Here is an 18,791-nt window from a genome sequence, read left to right as displayed (position 1 = left end):
GCCGTTAGCCAAAGCGCCAGGGTCAGCCAGCTCTCGACAAAATTCCCGCCAGCAGGATGACGGCAGCACGCCCGGCAGCTTACAGCCACCCAGGCCAGCCCCCATGATCATCCCGCCAGTCGGACAGACAGGACTCCTCGCCTCCCTGCACGCGAAAGACCGCCTCTGGTGGTCCGGCCAGCCAGGCAGCCAACCATCCCGCAAGCTTCGCAGCAGGCAGCCAGTCGCCCCCGCGCCACTAAGCCCGAGCCAGACAGTCCTGGGATTCCTGACGATTCTGAAAGTTGCAGACCACAATGCAGAAGGGCAGCCGTTCGGGGGCTGCCCTTTGTCATTTCCGGCAGATGTGAGACGCCGCCTCGGATCTTGCTCTCAGTCTTCACCCGGCGCATCGGCAGGATCGGCAAAGGCGGCTTCTCCCTCGGGCGGCGACACTGGCCCGATCGGCACATCCGATCTCGCGACGGCCCCGGGGATGCCGGGAGTGCCCTCGATCCGGTCGCGGTGCAGGGCGGCACGGCCAAGGAACATCAGCGTGACCGGCGTGGTGATCATCAGGAAAATTCCGATCACCAGCTCGTGCAGAACCGCGCGGCCTTCGGTCCAGCTGACCAGTATCATCGAGGCGAGCAGGATGCCCGCCGCCCCCCAGGAGGTGCCGAGCGTCGGGGCATGCAGCCGGTCGTAAAAGCTGTGCAACCGCGCAAGGCCGATGGTGCCCAAAAGCGTCAGCGTAGAGCCAAGCACCAGGAAGAAAGCCACCGGCAGTGCGATCCAGGCTGGAAGCGTTTCGAGATAGGTCATTCGATCACCTCGCCCCGGATCAGGAATTTCGCAAGCGAGACCGTGGCGACAAAGCCCAGCACGCCGATCACCATCGCCGCCTCAAAGAAAAAGGGCGATCCGACCCGGATCCCGGTCACGACAAACAAAAGCATCGCGGTGACGTAAAACGTATCAAGCCCCAGCACCCGGTCCTGGGCGCGCGGCCCGTAAAGCAGCCGGTAGCCGCCAAGACAGGCGGCCAGTGCGAGGGCGATCTGGGCATAGCCCAGGGCCAGGGACATGATGAGGGCGCTCATGCGGGAAAGGCCTCCAGCAGCAGGGACTCATAGCGGGTGCCGATCAGTTCCACCCAGTCATCGGTTTCGATCATATCGAAGACATGCAGCAAAAGCGTGCTGGTCTCTTCGTCATATTCCACCCAGGCGGTCCCCGGCGTGGCAGTGATGATCATCGCCAAAAGTGCCAGCGGCGCCGGGTCGCGCAGCTGCAGCGGGATTTCGATAAAGCCGGAATGGCGTTTGCCATGCCGGCCACCCGAAAGGATCAGCCGGGCCACCGCGTAATTCGACCGCATGATGTCGAGCCCGACGATGAAGAAGAGCCTCAGCAGGGCCATGGGCGCGCGCAATTTCACCCGATCCGGCTCGATGGCCGCAAAGGCGCGCGAGGCCAGTGCGGCCACGCCAAAGCCCAGAACCAGATTGCCCAGCGAGAAGCTGGTCAGCAAAAGCCACAAAAGCATCAGCGCCAGGGTCAGAAGGGGATGCGGGAAGAGCCTGGTCATTCCTGGTCCTCCGCGCCCACGGTTCGCCTGGTCGAAAATACCCCGTCGGAATAGACCAGCGGATCATGCAGTGCGCGCGAAGTGGCATCGGTATAGCGCAGCACGGAATCACCGCGCACCGTGATGGCGAGCATCATCGCGACCAGCAGGATCACCGGCGCGAATTCCATCGCCAGCACCTTGGGTGGTTTCGAATCCGAGGCCCAGAAGGTCTGGATCCCGATCCGCACGAGGCCAAGGATGGTGGCAAAGCCCGAGATCATCAATACCGCGAGGAAAGTCCAGGTCAGATAGGCGGGCACGCCTCCGACCCCGAGCATCCCCGACAGGATCGCCACTTTGCCGATAAAGCCCGACAAAGGCGGCAGCCCCGCCAGCACCAGCAGGCAGACGCCAAAGCTCAGCCCGAGAATGGTCATGGTGCCGGGAATCGCCAGACCGACCTCTTCATCCTCATCCTCGTCTTTTTCCAGCCCGTAAGCGTCAGCGGTCAGGGCCAGCATGGCGGCGATACCGCCTTCTTCGCGGCTCATCGGTTCCAGCAGCAGGAACAGCGTCGCGGTCGCCAGCGTCGAAGACACCATATAGTAAAGCGCGCCCGACAGCATCGAACTGCCGCCCCCCGAAAGCGCGAGGCCGATCACTGCCAGCACGGTCCCCGAAGAGATCAGCACCAGATGTGCGGCCATGCGGCCAAGGCTCTGACTGCTCAGGACGCCCAGCATCCCGAAGACCATCGTGGCCATGCCACCCCAGATCAGCACTTCGGCGCCAAAACCGGCCGAGGCCCCTGCGCCGAGCCCGAAAAACAGCATGGAAAGGCGCAGGATCACATAGACGCCCACCTTGGTCATCACGGAAAACATCGCTGCGACCGGCGCAGCCGAGGCCATATAGGTGATCGGCAGCCAGAAGGACAAAGGCCAGAGGCCGGCCTTCACCAGAAACGCGACCCCCATGATCGCCGCCCCTGCATGGAACAGGGGCCGCTCGCTCGCCGGGATATTGACCACCATCTGCGACAGATGCGCCATCGAAAGCGTGCCGGTGACGCCATAGATCAGCGCAACACCGATCAGGAAGAACAAAGACCCCGCCAGGTTCATCGCGATGTAATGGATGCCGGCGCGCACCTTCACCTGGCCCGATCCATGCAGCAACAGCCCGTAGGATGCCGCCAACAGAACCTCGAAAAACACGAAGAGGTTAAAGATGTCGCCGGTCAGAAACGCGCCGTTCAGCCCCATCAGAAGGAACTGGAACATCGAATTGAAATGCTGGCCCTGCTTGTGCCAGTTGGCGCCGGCATAGATCATTGTCGGGATCGCCAGCAGCGCGACCAGAAGCAGCATTAAAGCCGACAGCCGGTCCAGCACCAGGATGATGCCAAAGGGCACCGCCCAGTCGCCCAGCAGGTAAAAGCTGATCTCATTGCCGCCAGACAAAGGCGAGCCTTTGGAGCGGTTCAGCAGTTCAATCGCGACAAACAAAAGCGCGATGGTCGAACCGATCGAGATCCCCAGCTTCGCCTTCCGCTGGCTCTCATCGTAAAGCAGCATCAGGGCACCCGCGATCAGCGGGATCAGGATCGGGGCAATGATCAGGTGTTCAGTCGCAAGCATCATTTGGTCTCACCGCTGCGGTCGGGTTCGCGGCCATCGACATGGTCGGTGCCGGTCAGCCCTTTCGAGGCGATCATCACCACCAGAAACAGCGCTGTGGTGGCAAAGCTGATGACGATGGCGGTCAGCACCAGCGCCTGGGGCAGCGGGTCGGCATATTCGGCGGCATTGATCCAGCCGCCTTTCGGCATGATCGCGGGCTTGCCTATGGTCAGGCGCCCCATCGAGAAGATGAAGATATTGACCGCGTAAGACAAAAGGCACAGGCCGATGATCACCTGAAAGGTGCGCGGGCGCAACAAAAGCCAGATGCCCGATGCGGCGAACACCCCGATGGCGGCGGAAAGCACGATTTCCATCAGGCGGCTCCCTTCTGTTTCGCGGCTTTCTCTTCGGCCTTTTCCTCTTCCAGCTCGCGCAGACGCGCGGCGCGCAGGCTCTGGTGAGCAATTGCGATCAGCATCAGCACGGTCGCACCAACCACCGCAAGGAAGACGCCAAGGTCAAAGGCCATCGCGGTCGCCATCGGCACCTTGCCGATCAGCGGCACATCAAGATAGCGCGCATGGGCGGTCAGGAACGGATAGCCGAAAAGCCAGGCCCCGATACCGGTTGCGGTGGCGATCAGCAGGCCAAATCCCATCCAGCGGATCGGCAGGATGATGATCCGTGCCTCGATCCAGCGCACATTCGACGCGATATATTGCAGGAGAAGGCCAATCGCGACCGTAACACCGGCCGAGAAGCCCCCGCCGGGCAGGTCATGGCCGCGGAAGAACAGATAGGCCGCGATCACCAGGGTGACCGGGAACATCCAGCGCATGATCACCGAAGGGATCAGCATGAAATTCTCAAGCCGGTCGGCGGCATAGCCCTGTTGCTGCTCGGGCGCGCCGATGCTTTCGGATCCGGGACGGAAGCGGCGCAGCAGCGCATAGACCGTCAGGCCCACAATCGCCAGAACCGTGATTTCGCCGTAAGTGTCAAAGGCGCGGAAATCGACGAGGATTACATTGACCGTATTGGTGCCGCCGCCTTCGTAATAGGCATTCCTGAGGAACCAGTCGCCGATATTCGGGACCAGCGGCCGGGTCATCACAACCCAGGCCAGGGCGGCAAGCCCGCCGCCGCCAATGGCCGCGATGATGAGATCGCGCCCGCGCCGCGCCTTTGATATCAGAAGGTCATCACCCGCGATCTCTTCGCGCCGTTTCGGCAGCCAGCGCAGCCCGAGGAGGAGAAGAACCGTCGTCACGATCTCGACCACCAGCTGGGTCACGGCCAGATCCGGCGCCGAGAACCAGGCGAAGGTGACACAGGTGATCAGTCCGGCGCCGCCCAGCAGCACCAGCGCCGCGAAGCGGTGGTACTTCGCCTGCCAGGCCGCACCAATGGCGCAGGCGCCACCAACCAGCCACATGATCGCGAAGGCCGGGTTCAGGTCATTGCCGATCCGTTTTTGCGCCGGGGCGAGGTTGCCCCAGACCGCCACCGCAGCGGCACAGATCCCCAGCACCACCAGAAGCCTGAGCTGCGTCTGCAGCCGCTCGGTGCCAAAGAGCCGGTGCAGCGCGCGTGGCCAGACCCAGGTGAGCCTGAGCAGCAGCCATTCGTAAATCTTCTGTGCCCGGATCCGGTACAACACCGGCGGACCCTCGGGTCCGGCATTGATCCGGCCCCGTGCCGTGACCCAAAGCGCCGCGCCTGCGGCGAGCGCGAAAATGCTGATCATCAGCGGCGTGTTGAACCCGTGCCAGATCGCAACATGCGCGTCATGCATATCCGGTCCCAGAACCGCGCGGCCCGCGACATTCAGGATCGGATCGGCGAGCCATGGCAGGAGACCCACCACCACACAGACCGCGACCAGCAGCTCGACCGGGAAGCGCATCCAGTGTTTCGGCTCATGCACATGCTCATTGGGCAGGTTCTTTGCCTCGGGGCCAAAGAACACCTCCATCACGAGGCGCAGCGAATAGGCGACCGAGAAGATCGAGGCGAAGGCCGCGATCCAGGGCAAAGCATTGTCCAGCCAGCTTCCGCCATGCGAGGCCATGGTCTCGGTCAGGAACATCTCTTTCGAGAGAAACCCGTTCAGAAGCGGCACACCGGCCATTGCGGCCGAGGCGATCACCGCCAGCACGCAGGTCACCGGCAGCGCCTTTCGCAGGCCCGAAAGCTTGCGCAGATCGCGGGTCCCGGTCTCGTGGTCGATGATCCCGGCGGTCATGAACAAAGATGCCTTGAAGGCGGCATGATTGCAGATGTGGAAGATGGCGGCGATGATCGCGCCCTCGGTCCCCATGCCCGCAAGCGCGGTGATCAGGCCAAGATGCGAAATGGTGGAATAGGCCAGCAACCCTTTCAGGTCATGTCGGAACAGCGCGATTACGGCGCCCAGCGTGAAGGTCAGCATCCCGATACCACACACCAGCCAGAACCACAGATCGGTGCCGCCGAGCGAGGGCTGGAAGCGGATCAGCAGGAAGACCCCCATCTTCACCATGGTCGCGGAATGCAGATAGGCCGAAACCGGCGTCGGCGCGGCCATGGCACCGGGCAGCCAGAAATGGAACGGGAACTGCGCCGATTTGGTGAATGCGCCGATCAGGAACAGCACCAGCACCACCGGATAAAGGGGATGCGCCGTGATGATCGCGCCCGAGCGCAGCACCAGATCAAGATCATAGCCGCCGACGATCTGGCCCAGAACCAGCATCGCAACCGTCAGCGCGACGCCGCCCCCCGCCGTCACGATCAGCGCCATGCGGGCACCGTCGCGGGCCGACTGACTCTGATGCCAGTAGCCGATCAGGAGGAAGGACATGATCGAGGTCAGTTCCCAGAACACGACCAGCATCAGGATATTGCCGGAAAGGAGCATCCCGATCATCGCGCCAGTGAACGCCATCAGAAAGCTGTAAAACCGTGGCACCGGATCGGTTTTTGCCAGATAGAACCGCGCATAGATCACCACCAGAATGCCGATCGACAGCACGATGAAGGTGAACATCCAGGCGAAACCATCCATCCGGAAATTCAGGTTGATCGACAGGATTGGCAACCAGCGCACCAGGCTGCGCACCACCTCATCTTCCGAGACCTGCGGGTAAAGCGTGATCAGGATCACAAGGCCGCCGGCAAGCGAGAGGCCCGAGACCCAGGCGGCCGCGCCATGCGAATTCACCGGAAGCGTGGCTGCGGCAATCGCTGCCAGAAACGGCAGCAACACGAGAATGAGGATCAGGTTCTGCTCGATCATTCTGTGGCCGTCACTCCTGTTTTGTAGCGTGTCATATCCAAGGCCCCGCGCGCGCCTGAAACCACGCTCTGACACACCGCTATCCATGCCCCGGAGGGATCGGCTGCGGCGGTTCGCTTGTCATGACAGACAAGGCGCGAAAGGTTTCCGGGGAAAACCGGGGGGGAAGTTGTTTCCAAAATGGAAGATACTGGCCCTGGATTACAACCCCATAACAGACGAAACCGGCAGGAAAATGTCGGCTTTTCCATGGTTTCGCAGCGTCAGCGCGAGATTGTGATGATCAAAGAGCCTCTGCGGACCGGGGATTGTACCCAGTTGTGATCACAAAGGCCGCCTCCTTTGGGCGACACCCTCTCCGCGTGCCCGGGCGGCTCGGGGTCTGATCAGGATAAAAGGCCGGCATCACATTCGCGTCTTGGTTGCTATACGCACCACCGGCTGCGCCGTCCCGGGCGGAGCGTGCTTCCCGAAGGGCGGCGCCAGGGCAGGATCGCCCGTTTCCGCCCGCAATTCGGTGATGTGATGACGCGGGCGCGCCTCTGCCCGTCCATCTGACCCTGGACGAGGTGATCCTGACGAAAGAATCAGTCCGCAGCGGGAAATCCACCGCAACCGCCCCTGCCGCAGCGCCACCGGGGGCCCGGCATTCTGCGGTGAAAGAACGGCATGCTGACCCGCAACGAGTTGGGGCTGTGGCGGCTGATGGGCGCCGATAGCACGCTGCTGACACTCGCGCTGAAGACCCGCATGGCGTCGGAGGCGGCGCGCGCCGACCTGCCGCGACGCGGCTGGCGCTGTGCGGTGGGGCGGAACAGTCCATGGCGGGATGCCGCTGCGCAGGCATCGCGGTAAAGATGATCAGCGGAGATCACGGCGCAACCGCCCGCGCTACCGTCCGCGTCATTGCGCGCCCGCTGAGGCTGGCTGGGGGATCATCTTCGTGGCGGGTCTCTGCGCGGCTTTTTCACTGGAGCTGTCATTCTGGGTCCAGGGCAAGGGGGATGACCTTGAGCGGTTTTCCGGCCTTGCTCTGGCGATCTGCGAAGGATTTCGGGCTCGGGCCGTGACGCGCCGCGACCAGGGCCTCTCCCTGGGACAGAGCAGAGAAGACCGGTAGTTTCTGACAGGTGTTCCCCCCGCGCACTGGCCAGGGTGATGCAGTCTTCCGCTTCTTTGATCGGCCTGTCGATCCGGTGCTTCAACCCGGCATGTACATCCTGGAATATCGCAGGTGCCGGGCTTCTGACGTGCACGGATTTGGATCAGAAGCTGTTTGCACGCTCCTGGTCGTCAAAGCGCTGAGAAAGCGTATCTTTTCCGCAGAAAGACTGCGGTTTGCTTCGCGCGGGTGGCGAAGAAGCGGGCAGTAACTCCGGCATCGTTCCGGTCGGGCCCGGCACCTGTGCCGCGGCTTTGCGCAAAAGCCCTCACCTGAGTCGGGGTCAGCTGGCGGGCGACAACAGCTTCTGTTTCAGGAACCATCCTGAGCTGCCACCTCAGCATGATCTGCCGGGGCATTTGGAGTTTTGCAGAGATATCCTTACGGGAGGCAATGAACGCGAGGCCAATCGCGGCTGACAGCTGTGCCGATACCGCTGCCATGTGACAGATTGTGCAGCCTCACTTCCTTCTGGTGCGCGGTCTTGAGTGCTCGCAATCGCCAGTCCGGGAGGATGAAGAGGAGTAGTGCAAACAGGCTAAGAAGCTTGGTCAGGCCACAAGGAGCAGACGTCGCGGACCCCGCCGCCCCTTTCCCCGAAGAGGGAAGCCTCAGCTCAGCAGGTGCCTGAGACAGAAGGTCATGAGGAAGATGGCCTGCTTCCTCATGAAGAAAATACTCTGGGGTCCGGGGGGAGCCCCCGGCTGCCGCCCGGCCGGTTGCGCGAAATTACGCTTCCTGAGTGCTGCGGGCCTCTACGAGGATCGCATGCAGTTTTGCGGGATCGGTATTGGAGCGCAGTTTCGAGACCACGCCCTGGTCGCGCATGGTGCGGCTGACCAGGGCCAGTGCTTTCAGGTGGTCGACGCCGGAATCCTTTGGCGCCAGCAGACAGAAGATCAGATCGACCGGCTGGCGGTCGACTGAATCATAATCCAGCGGCTTTTCCAGCCGGATGAAAATACCAGCGATACGGTCGAGTTCTTCGATCCGGGCATGGGGCAGGGCGATGCCATGCCCCACGCCGGTCGGACCCAGCGTCTCACGTTCCTGCAACCCGTCTACTGCGGGATCGGCCGGGATGCCCCAGGCCGATTGCGCGATATCCCCCAACTCCTGGAAGAGGCGTTTCTTCGAAGTGAACTGGCCGACCACGCGGACGGCAGAGGGGACGAGAAGACTGGAAAGTTCCATGAGAAAGCAGAAATCCTGTGGTCAGGCAGGGAAGGGCACCGGCCCTTCACCCGCTGTTGCGAGGGTCAATCCAGCCGATGTTGCCGTCGTCTCGACGATACACCACGTTCACGCCCCCATGGCCTTCATTGCGAAACACGAGCATTTTCTGCCCCGCCAGCTCCATTTGCATCACGGCCTCGCCGACGGTGATCGAAGGAATCTTCGTCTCCATCTCTGCAACTACGACCGGAGCAAGGGTTTCTGGCTCGGCATCCTCGTGTTCCTCGGATGGGGCGAGGATATAGGACGAGGCGGCGCCGAATTCAACTGGCCCCTTGCGATCGACATGGTGACTGCGCAACCGGCGCTTGTAGCGGCGCACCTGCTTGTCCAGACGTTCGCGGCAGCTCTCGAAAGCGGCATAGATTTCCGTTGCATTGCCTTTGGCCGAGACATTCAGACCGGTGGCCAGGTGGATCGTCGTCTCGCAGACGGATTCATGCGCCGCGCGCGAGAAGACCACCAGGCAATCGGTGGCACGCTGCGCGTATTTCTCGATCAACTCGCCAATTTCGGCTTTGACATGAGTGGTCAGGGCCTCACCGATGTCGATTTGTTTGCCGCTGATCTGGTAGCGCATGATAACTCCTCTGCTTTCAGGGCCGGGTCTGTGAACATGCTGTCACGAACCCGGGTCTTCAAAGACATGTCGTCTGTCGGGTCGTCTTTCTGATCTGGGGGCTGGCGGGGAAGACCGCAAGGCGGCGGGGCCATTTACGGCCGCCCTGACCTTGGTTGCGGTGGGCAATGCTTGCGCTCATATGACCATTTGGTGACAGCGCGCGCGGCCTGTCAACAGAATCGTCTGACCTCTGCACGTGATCGCGCAAATGGCTCAGGCCATACGAAAATTTTCGCCCAGATAGACGCGTCGGACGGTCTCGTCGCGGATGATTTCATCCGTGGTTCCCGACATCAGTACTTTGCCGTCATGCAGGATATAGGCGCGGTCGACGATGCCCAGCGTTTCACGCACGTTATGGTCGGTGATCAGCACGCCGATGCCGCGCGATTTCAGGTCCTGGACCAGATGCCGGATTTCATTCACCGCAATCGGATCGACCCCGGCGAAGGGTTCATCAAGCAGGAGATATTTCGGATCGGCGGCAAGGCAGCGCGCGATCTCGACACGCCGGCGCTCGCCGCCCGAGAGTGCCAGTGCCGGAGCCTGGCGCAGATGGGTGATCGAGAATTCCGACAGCAGCTCTTCGAGCCGCTCGCGCCGTTTGTGGCGGTCGGCATGGGCGATTTCCAGGACGGCGAGGATATTGTCCTCGACCGAAAGGCCGCGAAAGATCGAGACCTCCTGCGGCAGATAACCGATGCCAAGCCGCGCGCGGCGATACATCGGCAAAGGCGTCACATCACGCCCGTCAATCAGCACCTGGCCGCCCTCGGGCGTCACAAGGCCGGCGATGGAATAGAAACACGTGGTCTTGCCCGAGCCATTGGGGCCCAGAAGCGCCACCACTTCACCCCGCCGCAGATCCATCGTCACATCGCGGATAACGGGGCGTTTCTTGTAGCTTTTCCTGAGGTTGCGGATCTGCAGCCCGGCGGATTCGGTCGCGGTCCGGGCGGCCGGCGGCTGCACATTATCGGCAAGAACCATCAGTTGGCTCCGGGCAGGAAGGTGGTCGAAACGCCGCCCTCCATCAGGCCGGTGCCGGATTTCATCCGGATCGTCAGTTTTTGCCCGGAAAGGGCGCTGGCGCCCTGGGTCAGCAGCACATCACCGGTCATGACGACAAGGCCGCTGTCGATCTCATAGACCGCTTCGCGTGATTCGGCGGCATCCTGCGCGCTGGCAATAGTCACACCGCCGGTGGCATGCAGGCGCCTGATCGCCCGGCTGTCGGCGGCATATTCGACCCGCACCTCGGCCGCAGTCAGGCGCATTTCGCCCTGGCCCACAAGCACATTGCCGGAAAACACCGCTGAACCATCGGCATTGTTCACCGAAAGCGTATCGGCCTTGATCTCGACCGGCAGGCTGGTGTCCTGGGTCATCGGGCCGAAGGAGATCGTCGCCCCCTGCGCCAAAACGGGCTGCACAAAGACGGGCGATACGGCCAGCGCCAGAATGAGCGTCAGCGGCGAAAGCAAAAGGCGGGCAATCGGTGTCATGGCGTATCCGTTTCGCGTCCTGGTGCGCCTGGCTCATATACCAGCTTTACCGAGCCTGAGAAAACCAGAAGATAGGGGGAGGCGGCCCTGGTGTCACTTTGCTGTGTCAGGGTGAAGCTGTCGGCGTCAATGGTAACCTGGGGGCCGCTCGCGGTGACCGCGCTGTCGCTTGCGGCGCCGGACCGGTCAAGCGCGGTTGTCAGCCGCTCGGTAACGATATGAAAGCCCGAGGATGTGTCGATCGTGACCCCGCCCGAAAGCCGCAGCTGATCGGAGCCGGTGTCGAGTTCGGCATCTTTGGCGCGGATATCGGTGCTGCCGCCGCCCGGCATATCAAGGCGCACCACAACATCGCTGGCCCCGGCGGTGCGGGTGCCATTGGCGGGTCGCGCCGCACTGGCGGTCATGGTGATGGCGCTGCCATCCGAGGTGGTGCCGGCATAGGTCGGCGCGGTCATCCGGGGGTCACGCACGAGATCTTCGACATCAACTTCGGCATAGCGGATCGCGGCGGTCGGATCGATGCGGTCGGCCAGCAGGAACAGCGTCGACAAGAGCGCCAGCGCCGAAAGCGGCAGCGCCACTTTCAGCCAGCCGACCAGCCGGGAATGTCGGTCGAGCCTTGGCATCCGTCCTCCGGTTTCAGGCCACGCCTGCGCGCAGGCAATCATGGATATGCAGGGTCCCCTCCGCCAGCCCGGTCGGGTCGGTCACCATCAGACAGGTGATTTTGCGCTCATTCATCAGGCCAAGCGCCTCGACCGCCAGGGTCTCGGGCGCGATGGTCAGCGGGCGGGCGGTCATCACCTCACCGGCGCTGAGGCTCAAAAGCCCGTCCATATGCCGCCGAAGGTCGCCATCGGTGATGATGCCCTGCAGATGCCGGTCGGCACCGGCCACGCCAACCACGCCAAAGCCCGCGCGGGTCATGGAAATCAGCGCGTCAGACATCGGTGTGTCGGGCGCAATCAGCGGCGGGTCGCGATGCATCAGATCACGCACCCTGAGCAGCCGCGCCCCCAGCTTGCCGCCCGGGTGAAAGGTGCGGAAATGTTCGGGGGTGAACCGGCGGTGTTCCATCAGCGCAATCGCCAGCGCATCGCCAAGTGCCAGCGTCATCGTGGTCGAGGTGGTCGGAACGATGCCGGTCTCACAGGCCTCAGGCACAGTGGGCAACAGGATCGCCACATCGGCCTCGCGCAGCAGCGTCGAACCCTCGCGGCCCGCAATGCCGATCAGCGGAATGCCAAAGCGGCGCGCATGGGCCAGCATATCGGCAAGCTCCGGCGTCTCGCCGGAATTCGACAGCATCAGAAGGACATCGCCTTCGGCAATCATGCCAAGATCGCCATGGCTGGCCTCGGCCGGATGCACGAATTGCGCCGGCGTGCCGGTCGAGGCAAAAGTCGCGGCCAGCTTCTTGCCGATATGGCCCGATTTCCCCATGCCCGAGACGACAACGCGCCCGCGTGCCTTCAGGATCAGCGCGACCGCATCAGTAAAGCTCTGGCCGAGCGACGCGGCCAGAGTGTCAAGCGCCCCGGCTTCGCGCCGGATCACCCGCTGGCCGGTGGCCAGCAGGGCGGCCGGATCAATGGTGGAAGATGTCATTCAGATCATCCCAGCCCAGCAGATCCATTTCAGCCCGCACCGGCAGGAAGGCAAAGAGCTTTTCCGCCAGCGCCAGACGGTCCTCGCGGATCAGCTTCTCTTCCAGCGCTGCTTTCAACCGGTGCAGGTAAAGCACATCCGACGCCGCATATTCCTTTTGCGCCTCGGTCAGCTGCTCCGAGCCCCAGTCCGAGGTCTGCTGCTGTTTCGACACATCGACACCAACCAGATCGGCAAGCAGGTATTTCAGCCCGTGACGGTCGGTATAGGTGCGGATCAGCTTGGAGGCGATCTTGGTGCACCAGACCGGCGCGGTGGTGACGCCAAAAGCGCGCTTCATGGCGGCAATGTCGAACCGGCCAAAATGAAAGAGCTTGAGCACCGCCGGATCGGTCAGCAGCCGTTCCAGATTGGGGGCCGAAGTCTGGCCGCGCGCGATCTGCACCAGATGCGCGTCCCCCTTGCCATCCGAAAGCTGCACCACGCACAGCCGGTCGCGGCGCGGATCAAGCCCCATGGTTTCGGTGTCGATAGCGACGACCGCGCCAAGGTCGAGCCCGTCGGGCAGGTCGTTCTGATGCAGATGAATAGCCAATTGGGTCACTTTCACACGGATGCCAGATGGAACTAATCCTCCACCCGGTCCCGGTCAACTGCGGCAATCCTTTTGCGCCGGCATCTCAGGCACATCATCCGGCGGTGTCAGATGCAGAAGCCTCAGACCTTCCAGCGGCCGAAGCCAAATGCGGAATAATCCCTTGGCCAGGCGTCTTGCGCGGCGGTTTCCAGCTCTTCGCACCAGATGTTTTCGAGTGCACCTGTGGGTTCGGGGGCGATGGCAACGGGGGGCGATCTGAACCCTAGTTCCGCCCCGAGATGCGCGAGGCCGGCAGAGAGCCGCTCTTCGCGGATCACCAGATCGGGGCTGCGAATAGCGGCAAAGCCCTGCAAAATAGCGGTCTGGCTCGCCCAGTGCGGATCGACGCGCTGGCTGGTCTGGCCGCTCAGCGAGAGTTTCGCATAACGCAGAAACGCCAGGAAGGCCGCGCGGTGGCTGTCAGTATCGGCGAAATCCTGGCCCCTGGGCGGCAGTTCGGCATGATGGGCACGGACCAGCGCATTGCGGTGTTCTTTCAGACGGCCCGAGACGATCAGGTCGGTAAAAGCGGTATGGGCGCGCCGCAGCGGATGACGCAGCACTGTAAAGCTGAGATTTCCGGGATGCGCCAATTCCCAGTCGCGCAGCGATTTGCGGGTGAATTCGCCTGTCACATCGCCAAGTGCCGCAAGCCAGGCCGTCACTTCGGCCACCGGCCCGCCCTTGACCGGCATGTAAAGCAGGCGGCTCTGGTCAGAGGCGATGTAAGACGGGACGGCTGCGCTGCGGCGGGGTTCGAAATTCGGCGTCCGCGCGAGGTTGAAACGGTCCAGCCGCGACAGTGCCTCTTCCATCACCTGCGGATTGGTCACCTTGTCGGACATTGCGCCGGGATTTTGTTTGACCAGCGATGCGTCAACCGCCTCAAGTCGGGCGCTGACGCCCAGCCAGGCTGCCAGCCCGTTCAGGACATCAAGATCCTGGATATCCTCATAATCGATAAAAAATGCCGTCTGGCCCGAGACCTGCAGCATATGCATCAGGCGGATCTGGAAATCCTGCACATTTTCCAGATGGGCCTCAAACCCGGCCGGATCAAATTCGGCACGGGCGGTTTTCAGGTTCTTCACATTGGTCAGCCGCCATTGCTCGGTCGCGCGGGCAATCTGCCAGGAAATGTAGCTTTCCAGCGGGTTGCGGGTCAGGATGATCTTGGCGCAGGCCGGATCTTCCATCACGGCGGGCAGGATGCGCTGGTCGTGATCGTGGAAATAGCGAAAGCCCGAAAGCCCCGGGGTCTGGTCACGCATGGCATGCAACAGGCCCAGCGGATCTTTCTCGCGCGCCTCCATATCATAGCCAAAGCCCTCTTGCCGCTTTGAGCCGCCGATGAAGCGCGGGTTGAACATTTCGCCAAGGCAGGTGACGCCGTCGAGCGCGTTCAGATTGGCCTCGAGGAAATTCGAGCCGGTCCGCATCTCGGCCAGCATGACGAATGAGGTAAAGCGCGGCCCCGCCGCTGCTGTGTCAGACATGGACGGTCACTTCACCAGATAGGGGCGCGGACGGCGGTTGCCGGGGCCGGGGATCTCGCCGCCGGCGGGGAAATCGCCCATCAGTTCGGGCTTCATCCCCTGGTTGCGCAGGTTTTGCAGGAACCGGCCAAAGCCGGTCAGATCCCTGAGGCGTGGCACCTCGGTCAGGCGCCGGAGCGAACGCGGGCTGATTTCATCAACGATCATCTGCAGCGGTTCCATCGGGTTCTCGACGAATTCCGCGAGGTTCCAGACCCGGACGCGCGCCTTCACATCGGGCGCGCGCAACAGGGTCAGCAGTTCGGCCTCGATGCGCTGAAGCCGCGCCGCTTCGGCCCTGATCTCGCTGAAATTCAGATTGGAGTGGAACAGGGGCACCGAGAACGCGCCGGAAACGACCGAAATCTGCGCATGGGGATCGCCGGCGATAAAAGGGATGATCTTCTGGCTGTCACGCGGGCTGAACTGGAAACATTGCCGTTCGCCCCTGGTGTTCCAGATCAGGCTGGTCAGAAAACTGCGCGGGTTGTAGTCGCGCAGCCGCGCGGAATTGCTCAGCGAACCGTTATAGATTACCTCGCCGCCGGCGAATTCGACACCTTCGGGCGCGAAGAGATGGCCATGGACCCTGGTGCCCGAGACCCGGGAAAGCCAGGTGTCGAAATCCTCGAACAGTTCGGAAAAGCCCTCAAACACCGAATAGGCTGCGGCGGTCCGGCCGTTTGACTGTTCGCGATTGGGAAAGCGCGACTGCATGTAAAGCCCGGCGCGGCCCATGGTGCGGCGCTCTACCGCTTTGGCGAAAAGCCGGTCGATCTTGCCGGGATTGGGTTCGGCCCGGGGCTGGCTGGCGGCGTCGGGATGCAGGAATGTGTTATAGAGCCGGTTTGCCTGTGGCCAGATCTTGCGCGCGATAAAGCAATCCGAGCGGCGCAGGAGCTGCAGGTGATCATCATAGAAAACATGCGGTTTGCCCTGGAAATCGAATTTCGACAGGGTCAGTGAGCGGCTTTCGACGCTGGTGGAAAACAGCCGCACCAGCGACTGGAAATAGCTTTCATCCGGGATCCAGACGCGGCGGAAATAGGTGTCATAGCTGGCGCGGTCGGGGCTTTCCAGGATTGCCGAAAGCGTCTGGCGGGTCAGGCACCACCATTGGCTGCCCAGATGCGGCACAAGGTTCAGCGGCATTCTGCGCCGTACTTTCAGCCGGCGCTGCAGCTCGACATAGGTGTCAAAAAGCCAGCGATTCTTGCGCCAGGAGAACGGAAAGCGCAGCGTGAACCGTTCGGCATTCAGGCCGCCGACCGTCCAGCCGACATCCGCGGTGGTGACACTTTCGATAAAATCGGTGCGCGGGCGGGCGTCGAGATAGTCGCGCAGTTCTTCGATCGGGCGCAGCGGCAGGCAGGATCCCGACACGAGGCAGACATGGCGCACCTCGGGGAAATCCTTCAGCATCAGCTCGCTGGCCTCCTGCGTGGCGGCCACAATCCCCCAGGTGCCCCATTCGCAGATATGGCGCGGCGAAAAGCGGATGTTTTCCAGATCCTTAAGCGCATCGCGCAGGAAGTCGAATTTGGCATCCGGGGTCGAGCGGTCGACATGGATCACCACCGGGCAGTCGCGTTCTGCCCAGTAGCGCGCCACCTGGGCCGCGCGGTGCAGCGCGGTATGGCAGAGCATAACAAAGCCCAGACTGTTCTGCCCCGTGCTGCTTTTCCCCGTGCTGCTTTTTCCGGTGCTCATGCCCAGTTCCCCTTGGACATGAGGCCCAGAATCTCCAGCTGGCGCCAGTTGATGTATTTCTCGCTCCATTTGCACCAGAAATCGGGCTGATCCTTCAGCCCCTCCAGATAGGCCTTGTATTCACGACTGTCGGCATAATGTTCGCCGCGCGCCATCTCTTCCTGCGCCTTGGCTGCAAATGTATCCAGGAACTTGGCGTGAAGAAGGCAGCCAGAGGCCTTTTCCCCTCCCCATTCGTCAAAAGCGAGGTTCAGCCCGCGCGGCAGCAGCATATGGGTCGAGCTGATATAGGCATAGCTTTTGTGCCAGCGCACCAGCGGCACCTTGTTCAGCGCCGGTGCAGCGCGCGGATTGCCGGCAAAGAAGGTGCGCGCCCGCGGGCCGCCCTGGATCCAGAGATTGCCATAGCCCCAGTTGCGGCTGATCGTATAATTGCCGGAATCGAACCATTCCGCGATCTCGAACGGGTTCTGGCCCTCGCGGTAGGGCTGATCCTGGACCGGGCCTTTGGGATACATATCCAGCAACATCGCCGAAAAGGCGCGGATACCGCTGGTGTCGAGCCAGTCGGTCAGCGCGCGCAGGGGCCGCGTCTCGCAAAACGGGTAGATCAGGAATTCATCGACATCGACGGTCAGACACCAGTGGCCATGACCGTAGCGTCGCAGCAGCGCGGTGATCCAGTCCATCCCGAAACGGCTGTTCTTATAGCTTGCCTTCGTGGTCCAGAGCGAGACATCCGGCTGGCTCGCGAGATAGTCGCGGCTGCCATCGTCGCTGTCATTATCCACGAAAAAGAAATGGCTGACGCCGAGATCGCGGTAGTAGCTCAGAAACCAGGGCAGGCGGACCCGCTCGTTTCTCAGCGTGCAGAAAAGCAGGACGGCGCCGCCGCGGACCGCATCCGTGCGCAGCGCGATCGGGCGCAGCTCGCGGCCTCGCAACATCGCGCGGCCGATCAGCCGCTTGCGGCGCAGGCGCAGGCGGTAGGATCCGGTCAGGCTCATGCGGGCCTCCGGTCGCAGCCGGCAGGGCTGCCCCCGAACGCCGGGCGTCGGGCCTGTATTCGTCCCGCACCTTGACGGCCCGGGCTGCGTTTTACATGAACCGGCACCATAGCCTTGCTTTTGTCTTCTGGCATTGTTTCCATTATGGAAATTGCTGTGTTGATAGCTAGAGAAATGCCGTCACAAAGTAAACATTTCACCAGGCTGAAAGATGGTCGCGGGCAATGGTTCATACCCAGCCCCCGCGTGACAGGAGGCCAAGCGCTTCCAGCTGCCGCCAGCCGGTATAGCGGCGCGATTGCGCGCTCTTCAGCAGTGGCGCGGCGATCAGCCCGTCATAATAGCTGCCAAAGCGGGTGGGATCGGCGAAATGCTGGCGGCGCTCTTTCTCCTCGCCGGATTTTTCAATGATTTCAGGCAGGAATTTGGTGTGGAGCAAAACGCCCGAGGTCATCTCGCCTCCGGTTTCGTCGAAGACATGATTAAGGGGCGCCGGCAGCAGTGAATGGGTCGAGTTATGCCAGGCATAGCGCCAGGACCATTTCACCAGCGGGATCTTGTTCAGGGTTGGCGCACGGCGGGGATCATCGGCGAAGAACGTCCGCGCGCGGGGGCCCCCCTGGATCCAGAGGCTGCGCAGCGGCTGTTGCACCTGGAGGCTGTAATTGCCGGAATCAAACCATTGCAACAGGTCAAGCGGGTCGGTGCCGGGGATATAGGGCCGCTCTCCCAGCCGGTCTTCGGGGTAGAGATCCAGCATCATCGCGGGCATCGACCGGTGGCCCTTGCCTTCGAGCCAGGCGGTCAGCGCGGGCAGAGGCCGGGTCTCGTGCCAGGGGTAGACCAGCAGCTCATCGGCATCGAGCACGAGGCACCAATGGCCATTCCCGTGCCGCATCAGCACCCAGTTCAGCCAGTCCAGACCAAAGCGAGATTTGCGGTAAGAGCCGGCGGTGGACCAGAGCGAGACATCCGGCTGGTCGCGCAGCAGGGCTTCGCTGCCATCCGTGCTGGCATTGTCTATAATCAGGAAATGATCCACGCCGAGCCGGCGGTGATGCGCCAGAAACCAGGGCAGCCGCGCCGCCTCGTTCCTGACCACCATCGCACAGAGGATGGCACCTTTTCGGATCGCACCGGTGCGGTCGGCCAGGCGGGTCAGCTCGCGCCTTTTGCGCAGCGCGCGCGCCAGCAAGATGCGGCGCCGGTTGCGCAACCGCCAGGCCCCGATAAGGCTCTGGCGGCTGTCTTCAGCGGCCGGCAATTCGCCGATCGCATATGTCAGGCGGGGGGCTGCGCCCGCCGTCATGAG

Annotated in this window: 18 protein-coding genes; 1 reads left to right on the top strand and 17 read right to left on the bottom strand. The window is 62.5% G+C overall.

What is annotated here, in order from left to right; translation table 11 throughout:
• Positions 1–372: 372 nt before the first annotated feature.
• Genes mnhG through M3484_RS13645 form a run of 6 tightly spaced genes read right to left on the bottom strand, consistent with a single transcriptional unit; the run spans position 373 to position 6,454 of the window.
• On the bottom strand, positions 373–804 hold the full coding sequence (gene mnhG / locus M3484_RS13670; RefSeq protein ID WP_092899706.1) for a monovalent cation/H(+) antiporter subunit G: 432 nt from the start codon (positions 802–804) through the stop codon (positions 373–375).
• Positions 801–1,082 carry a K+/H+ antiporter subunit F gene (locus tag M3484_RS13665; protein WP_092899704.1) on the bottom strand — a complete coding sequence of 94 codons (282 nt, stop codon included), beginning with the start codon at positions 1,080–1,082 and terminating at the stop codon, positions 801–803. Before M3484_RS13665 ends, mnhG begins: the two co-directional genes overlap by 4 nt.
• The gene (locus M3484_RS13660) at positions 1,079–1,570 is read right to left on the bottom strand and encodes a Na+/H+ antiporter subunit E (protein WP_092899702.1); all 492 of its coding nucleotides are present in this window, start codon (positions 1,568–1,570) and stop codon (positions 1,079–1,081) included. The genes M3484_RS13665 and M3484_RS13660 overlap by 4 nt, the downstream gene beginning before the upstream one ends.
• The gene (locus tag M3484_RS13655; protein WP_092899700.1) at positions 1,567–3,195 is read right to left on the bottom strand and encodes a monovalent cation/H+ antiporter subunit D; all 1,629 of its coding nucleotides are present in this window, start codon (positions 3,193–3,195) and stop codon (positions 1,567–1,569) included. The genes M3484_RS13660 and M3484_RS13655 overlap by 4 nt, the downstream gene beginning before the upstream one ends.
• Positions 3,192–3,551, bottom strand: coding sequence for a Na+/H+ antiporter subunit C (locus M3484_RS13650; RefSeq protein ID WP_092899698.1), 360 nt, complete (start codon positions 3,549–3,551; stop codon positions 3,192–3,194). The genes M3484_RS13655 and M3484_RS13650 overlap by 4 nt, the downstream gene beginning before the upstream one ends.
• On the bottom strand, positions 3,551–6,454 hold the full coding sequence (locus tag M3484_RS13645; protein WP_092899696.1) for a monovalent cation/H+ antiporter subunit A: 2,904 nt from the start codon (positions 6,452–6,454) through the stop codon (positions 3,551–3,553). The genes M3484_RS13650 and M3484_RS13645 overlap by 1 nt, the downstream gene beginning before the upstream one ends.
• A 669-nt stretch (positions 6,455–7,123) precedes the next feature.
• On the opposite strand from M3484_RS13645, the gene M3484_RS13640 reads away from it, so the two are divergent.
• Entirely contained in the window at positions 7,124–7,309 is a 186-nt protein-coding gene (locus M3484_RS13640; RefSeq protein ID WP_249497301.1) for a hypothetical protein, read from the top strand.
• A gap of 1,036 nt (positions 7,310–8,345) precedes the next feature.
• Here M3484_RS13640 and M3484_RS13635 read toward each other — a convergent pair.
• The 11 genes from M3484_RS13635 to M3484_RS13585 all read right to left on the bottom strand — a co-directional run bounded on the left by M3484_RS13635 (position 8,346) and on the right by M3484_RS13585 (position 18,788).
• Positions 8,346–8,810: a PTS sugar transporter subunit IIA gene (locus tag M3484_RS13635; protein ID WP_092899690.1), complete on the bottom strand. Its 465-nt coding sequence runs from the start codon at positions 8,808–8,810 to the stop codon at positions 8,346–8,348.
• A 46-nt stretch (positions 8,811–8,856) separates the two neighbouring features.
• Complete coding sequence (gene hpf, locus M3484_RS13630; RefSeq protein ID WP_092899688.1) at positions 8,857–9,432, bottom strand: ribosome hibernation-promoting factor, HPF/YfiA family; 576 nt, start codon at positions 9,430–9,432, stop codon at positions 8,857–8,859.
• 255 nt (positions 9,433–9,687) lie between these two features.
• Positions 9,688–10,464 carry an LPS export ABC transporter ATP-binding protein gene (gene lptB, locus M3484_RS13625; RefSeq protein ID WP_092899686.1) on the bottom strand — a complete coding sequence of 259 codons (777 nt, stop codon included), beginning with the start codon at positions 10,462–10,464 and terminating at the stop codon, positions 9,688–9,690.
• Complete coding sequence (locus M3484_RS13620; protein ID WP_249497300.1) at positions 10,464–10,979, bottom strand: LptA/OstA family protein; 516 nt, start codon at positions 10,977–10,979, stop codon at positions 10,464–10,466. Before M3484_RS13620 ends, lptB begins: the two co-directional genes overlap by 1 nt.
• Entirely contained in the window at positions 10,976–11,608 is a 633-nt protein-coding gene (gene lptC / locus M3484_RS13615) for an LPS export ABC transporter periplasmic protein LptC (RefSeq protein WP_249497299.1), read from the bottom strand. The genes M3484_RS13620 and lptC overlap by 4 nt, the downstream gene beginning before the upstream one ends.
• Positions 11,609–11,621: 13 nt before the next feature.
• On the bottom strand, positions 11,622–12,590 hold the full coding sequence (locus M3484_RS13610) for a KpsF/GutQ family sugar-phosphate isomerase (protein ID WP_249497298.1): 969 nt from the start codon (positions 12,588–12,590) through the stop codon (positions 11,622–11,624).
• Positions 12,571–13,185 carry a ribonuclease D gene (locus M3484_RS13605; protein ID WP_092902037.1) on the bottom strand — a complete coding sequence of 205 codons (615 nt, stop codon included), beginning with the start codon at positions 13,183–13,185 and terminating at the stop codon, positions 12,571–12,573. Before M3484_RS13605 ends, M3484_RS13610 begins: the two co-directional genes overlap by 20 nt.
• A 122-nt stretch (positions 13,186–13,307) precedes the next feature.
• Positions 13,308–14,723: a hypothetical protein gene (locus tag M3484_RS13600; protein WP_249497297.1), complete on the bottom strand. Its 1,416-nt coding sequence runs from the start codon at positions 14,721–14,723 to the stop codon at positions 13,308–13,310.
• A 6-nt stretch (positions 14,724–14,729) separates the two neighbouring features.
• Positions 14,730–16,472, bottom strand: a complete 1,743-nt coding sequence (locus tag M3484_RS13595) for a DUF5927 domain-containing protein (protein ID WP_249497296.1) — start codon at positions 16,470–16,472, stop codon at positions 14,730–14,732.
• Positions 16,469–17,479, bottom strand: a complete 1,011-nt coding sequence (locus tag M3484_RS13590) for a glycosyltransferase family 2 protein (RefSeq protein WP_092899676.1) — start codon at positions 17,477–17,479, stop codon at positions 16,469–16,471. Before M3484_RS13590 ends, M3484_RS13595 begins: the two co-directional genes overlap by 4 nt.
• Positions 17,480–17,708: 229 nt before the next feature.
• A complete protein-coding gene (locus tag M3484_RS13585) occupies positions 17,709–18,788 on the bottom strand; it encodes a glycosyltransferase family 2 protein (protein WP_249497295.1) in 1,080 nt (359 codons plus the stop codon).
• Positions 18,789–18,791: the final 3 nt, after the last annotated feature.

The sequence above is a fragment of the Pseudomonas sp. GX19020 genome, assembly GCF_023371075.1.
Lineage (GTDB): Bacteria > Pseudomonadota > Alphaproteobacteria > Rhodobacterales > Rhodobacteraceae > Pseudogemmobacter.
The sequence above is the reverse complement of the archived record's forward strand: the minus strand, read 5'-3'. Positions and strand labels throughout refer to the sequence as shown.

Coding starts and splice junctions, on each gene's coding strand:
- M3484_RS13665 (WP_092899704.1), bottom strand. CDS start 1,082: ATGAGCGCCCTCATCATGTCCCTGGCCCTGGGCTATGCCCAGATCGCC.
- lptC (WP_249497299.1), bottom strand. CDS start 11,608: ATGCCAAGGCTCGACCGACATTCCCGGCTGGTCGGCTGGCTGAAAGTG.
- M3484_RS13655 (WP_092899700.1), bottom strand. CDS start 3,195: ATGATGCTTGCGACTGAACACCTGATCATTGCCCCGATCCTGATCCCG.
- M3484_RS13600 (WP_249497297.1), bottom strand. CDS start 14,723: ATGTCTGACACAGCAGCGGCGGGGCCGCGCTTTACCTCATTCGTCATG.
- M3484_RS13620 (WP_249497300.1), bottom strand. CDS start 10,979: ATGACACCGATTGCCCGCCTTTTGCTTTCGCCGCTGACGCTCATTCTG.
- M3484_RS13645 (WP_092899696.1), bottom strand. CDS start 6,454: ATGATCGAGCAGAACCTGATCCTCATTCTCGTGTTGCTGCCGTTTCTG.
- M3484_RS13650 (WP_092899698.1), bottom strand. CDS start 3,551: ATGGAAATCGTGCTTTCCGCCGCCATCGGGGTGTTCGCCGCATCGGGC.
- hpf (WP_092899688.1), bottom strand. CDS start 9,432: ATGCGCTACCAGATCAGCGGCAAACAAATCGACATCGGTGAGGCCCTG.
- lptB (WP_092899686.1), bottom strand. CDS start 10,464: ATGGTTCTTGCCGATAATGTGCAGCCGCCGGCCGCCCGGACCGCGACC.
- M3484_RS13640 (WP_249497301.1), top strand. CDS start 7,124: ATGCTGACCCGCAACGAGTTGGGGCTGTGGCGGCTGATGGGCGCCGAT.
- M3484_RS13610 (WP_249497298.1), bottom strand. CDS start 12,590: ATGACATCTTCCACCATTGATCCGGCCGCCCTGCTGGCCACCGGCCAG.
- M3484_RS13660 (WP_092899702.1), bottom strand. CDS start 1,570: ATGACCAGGCTCTTCCCGCATCCCCTTCTGACCCTGGCGCTGATGCTT.
- M3484_RS13635 (WP_092899690.1), bottom strand. CDS start 8,810: ATGGAACTTTCCAGTCTTCTCGTCCCCTCTGCCGTCCGCGTGGTCGGC.
- M3484_RS13590 (WP_092899676.1), bottom strand. CDS start 17,479: ATGAGCCTGACCGGATCCTACCGCCTGCGCCTGCGCCGCAAGCGGCTG.
- M3484_RS13595 (WP_249497296.1), bottom strand. CDS start 16,472: ATGAGCACCGGAAAAAGCAGCACGGGGAAAAGCAGCACGGGGCAGAAC.
- M3484_RS13585 (WP_249497295.1), bottom strand. CDS start 18,788: ATGACGGCGGGCGCAGCCCCCCGCCTGACATATGCGATCGGCGAATTG.
- mnhG (WP_092899706.1), bottom strand. CDS start 804: ATGACCTATCTCGAAACGCTTCCAGCCTGGATCGCACTGCCGGTGGCT.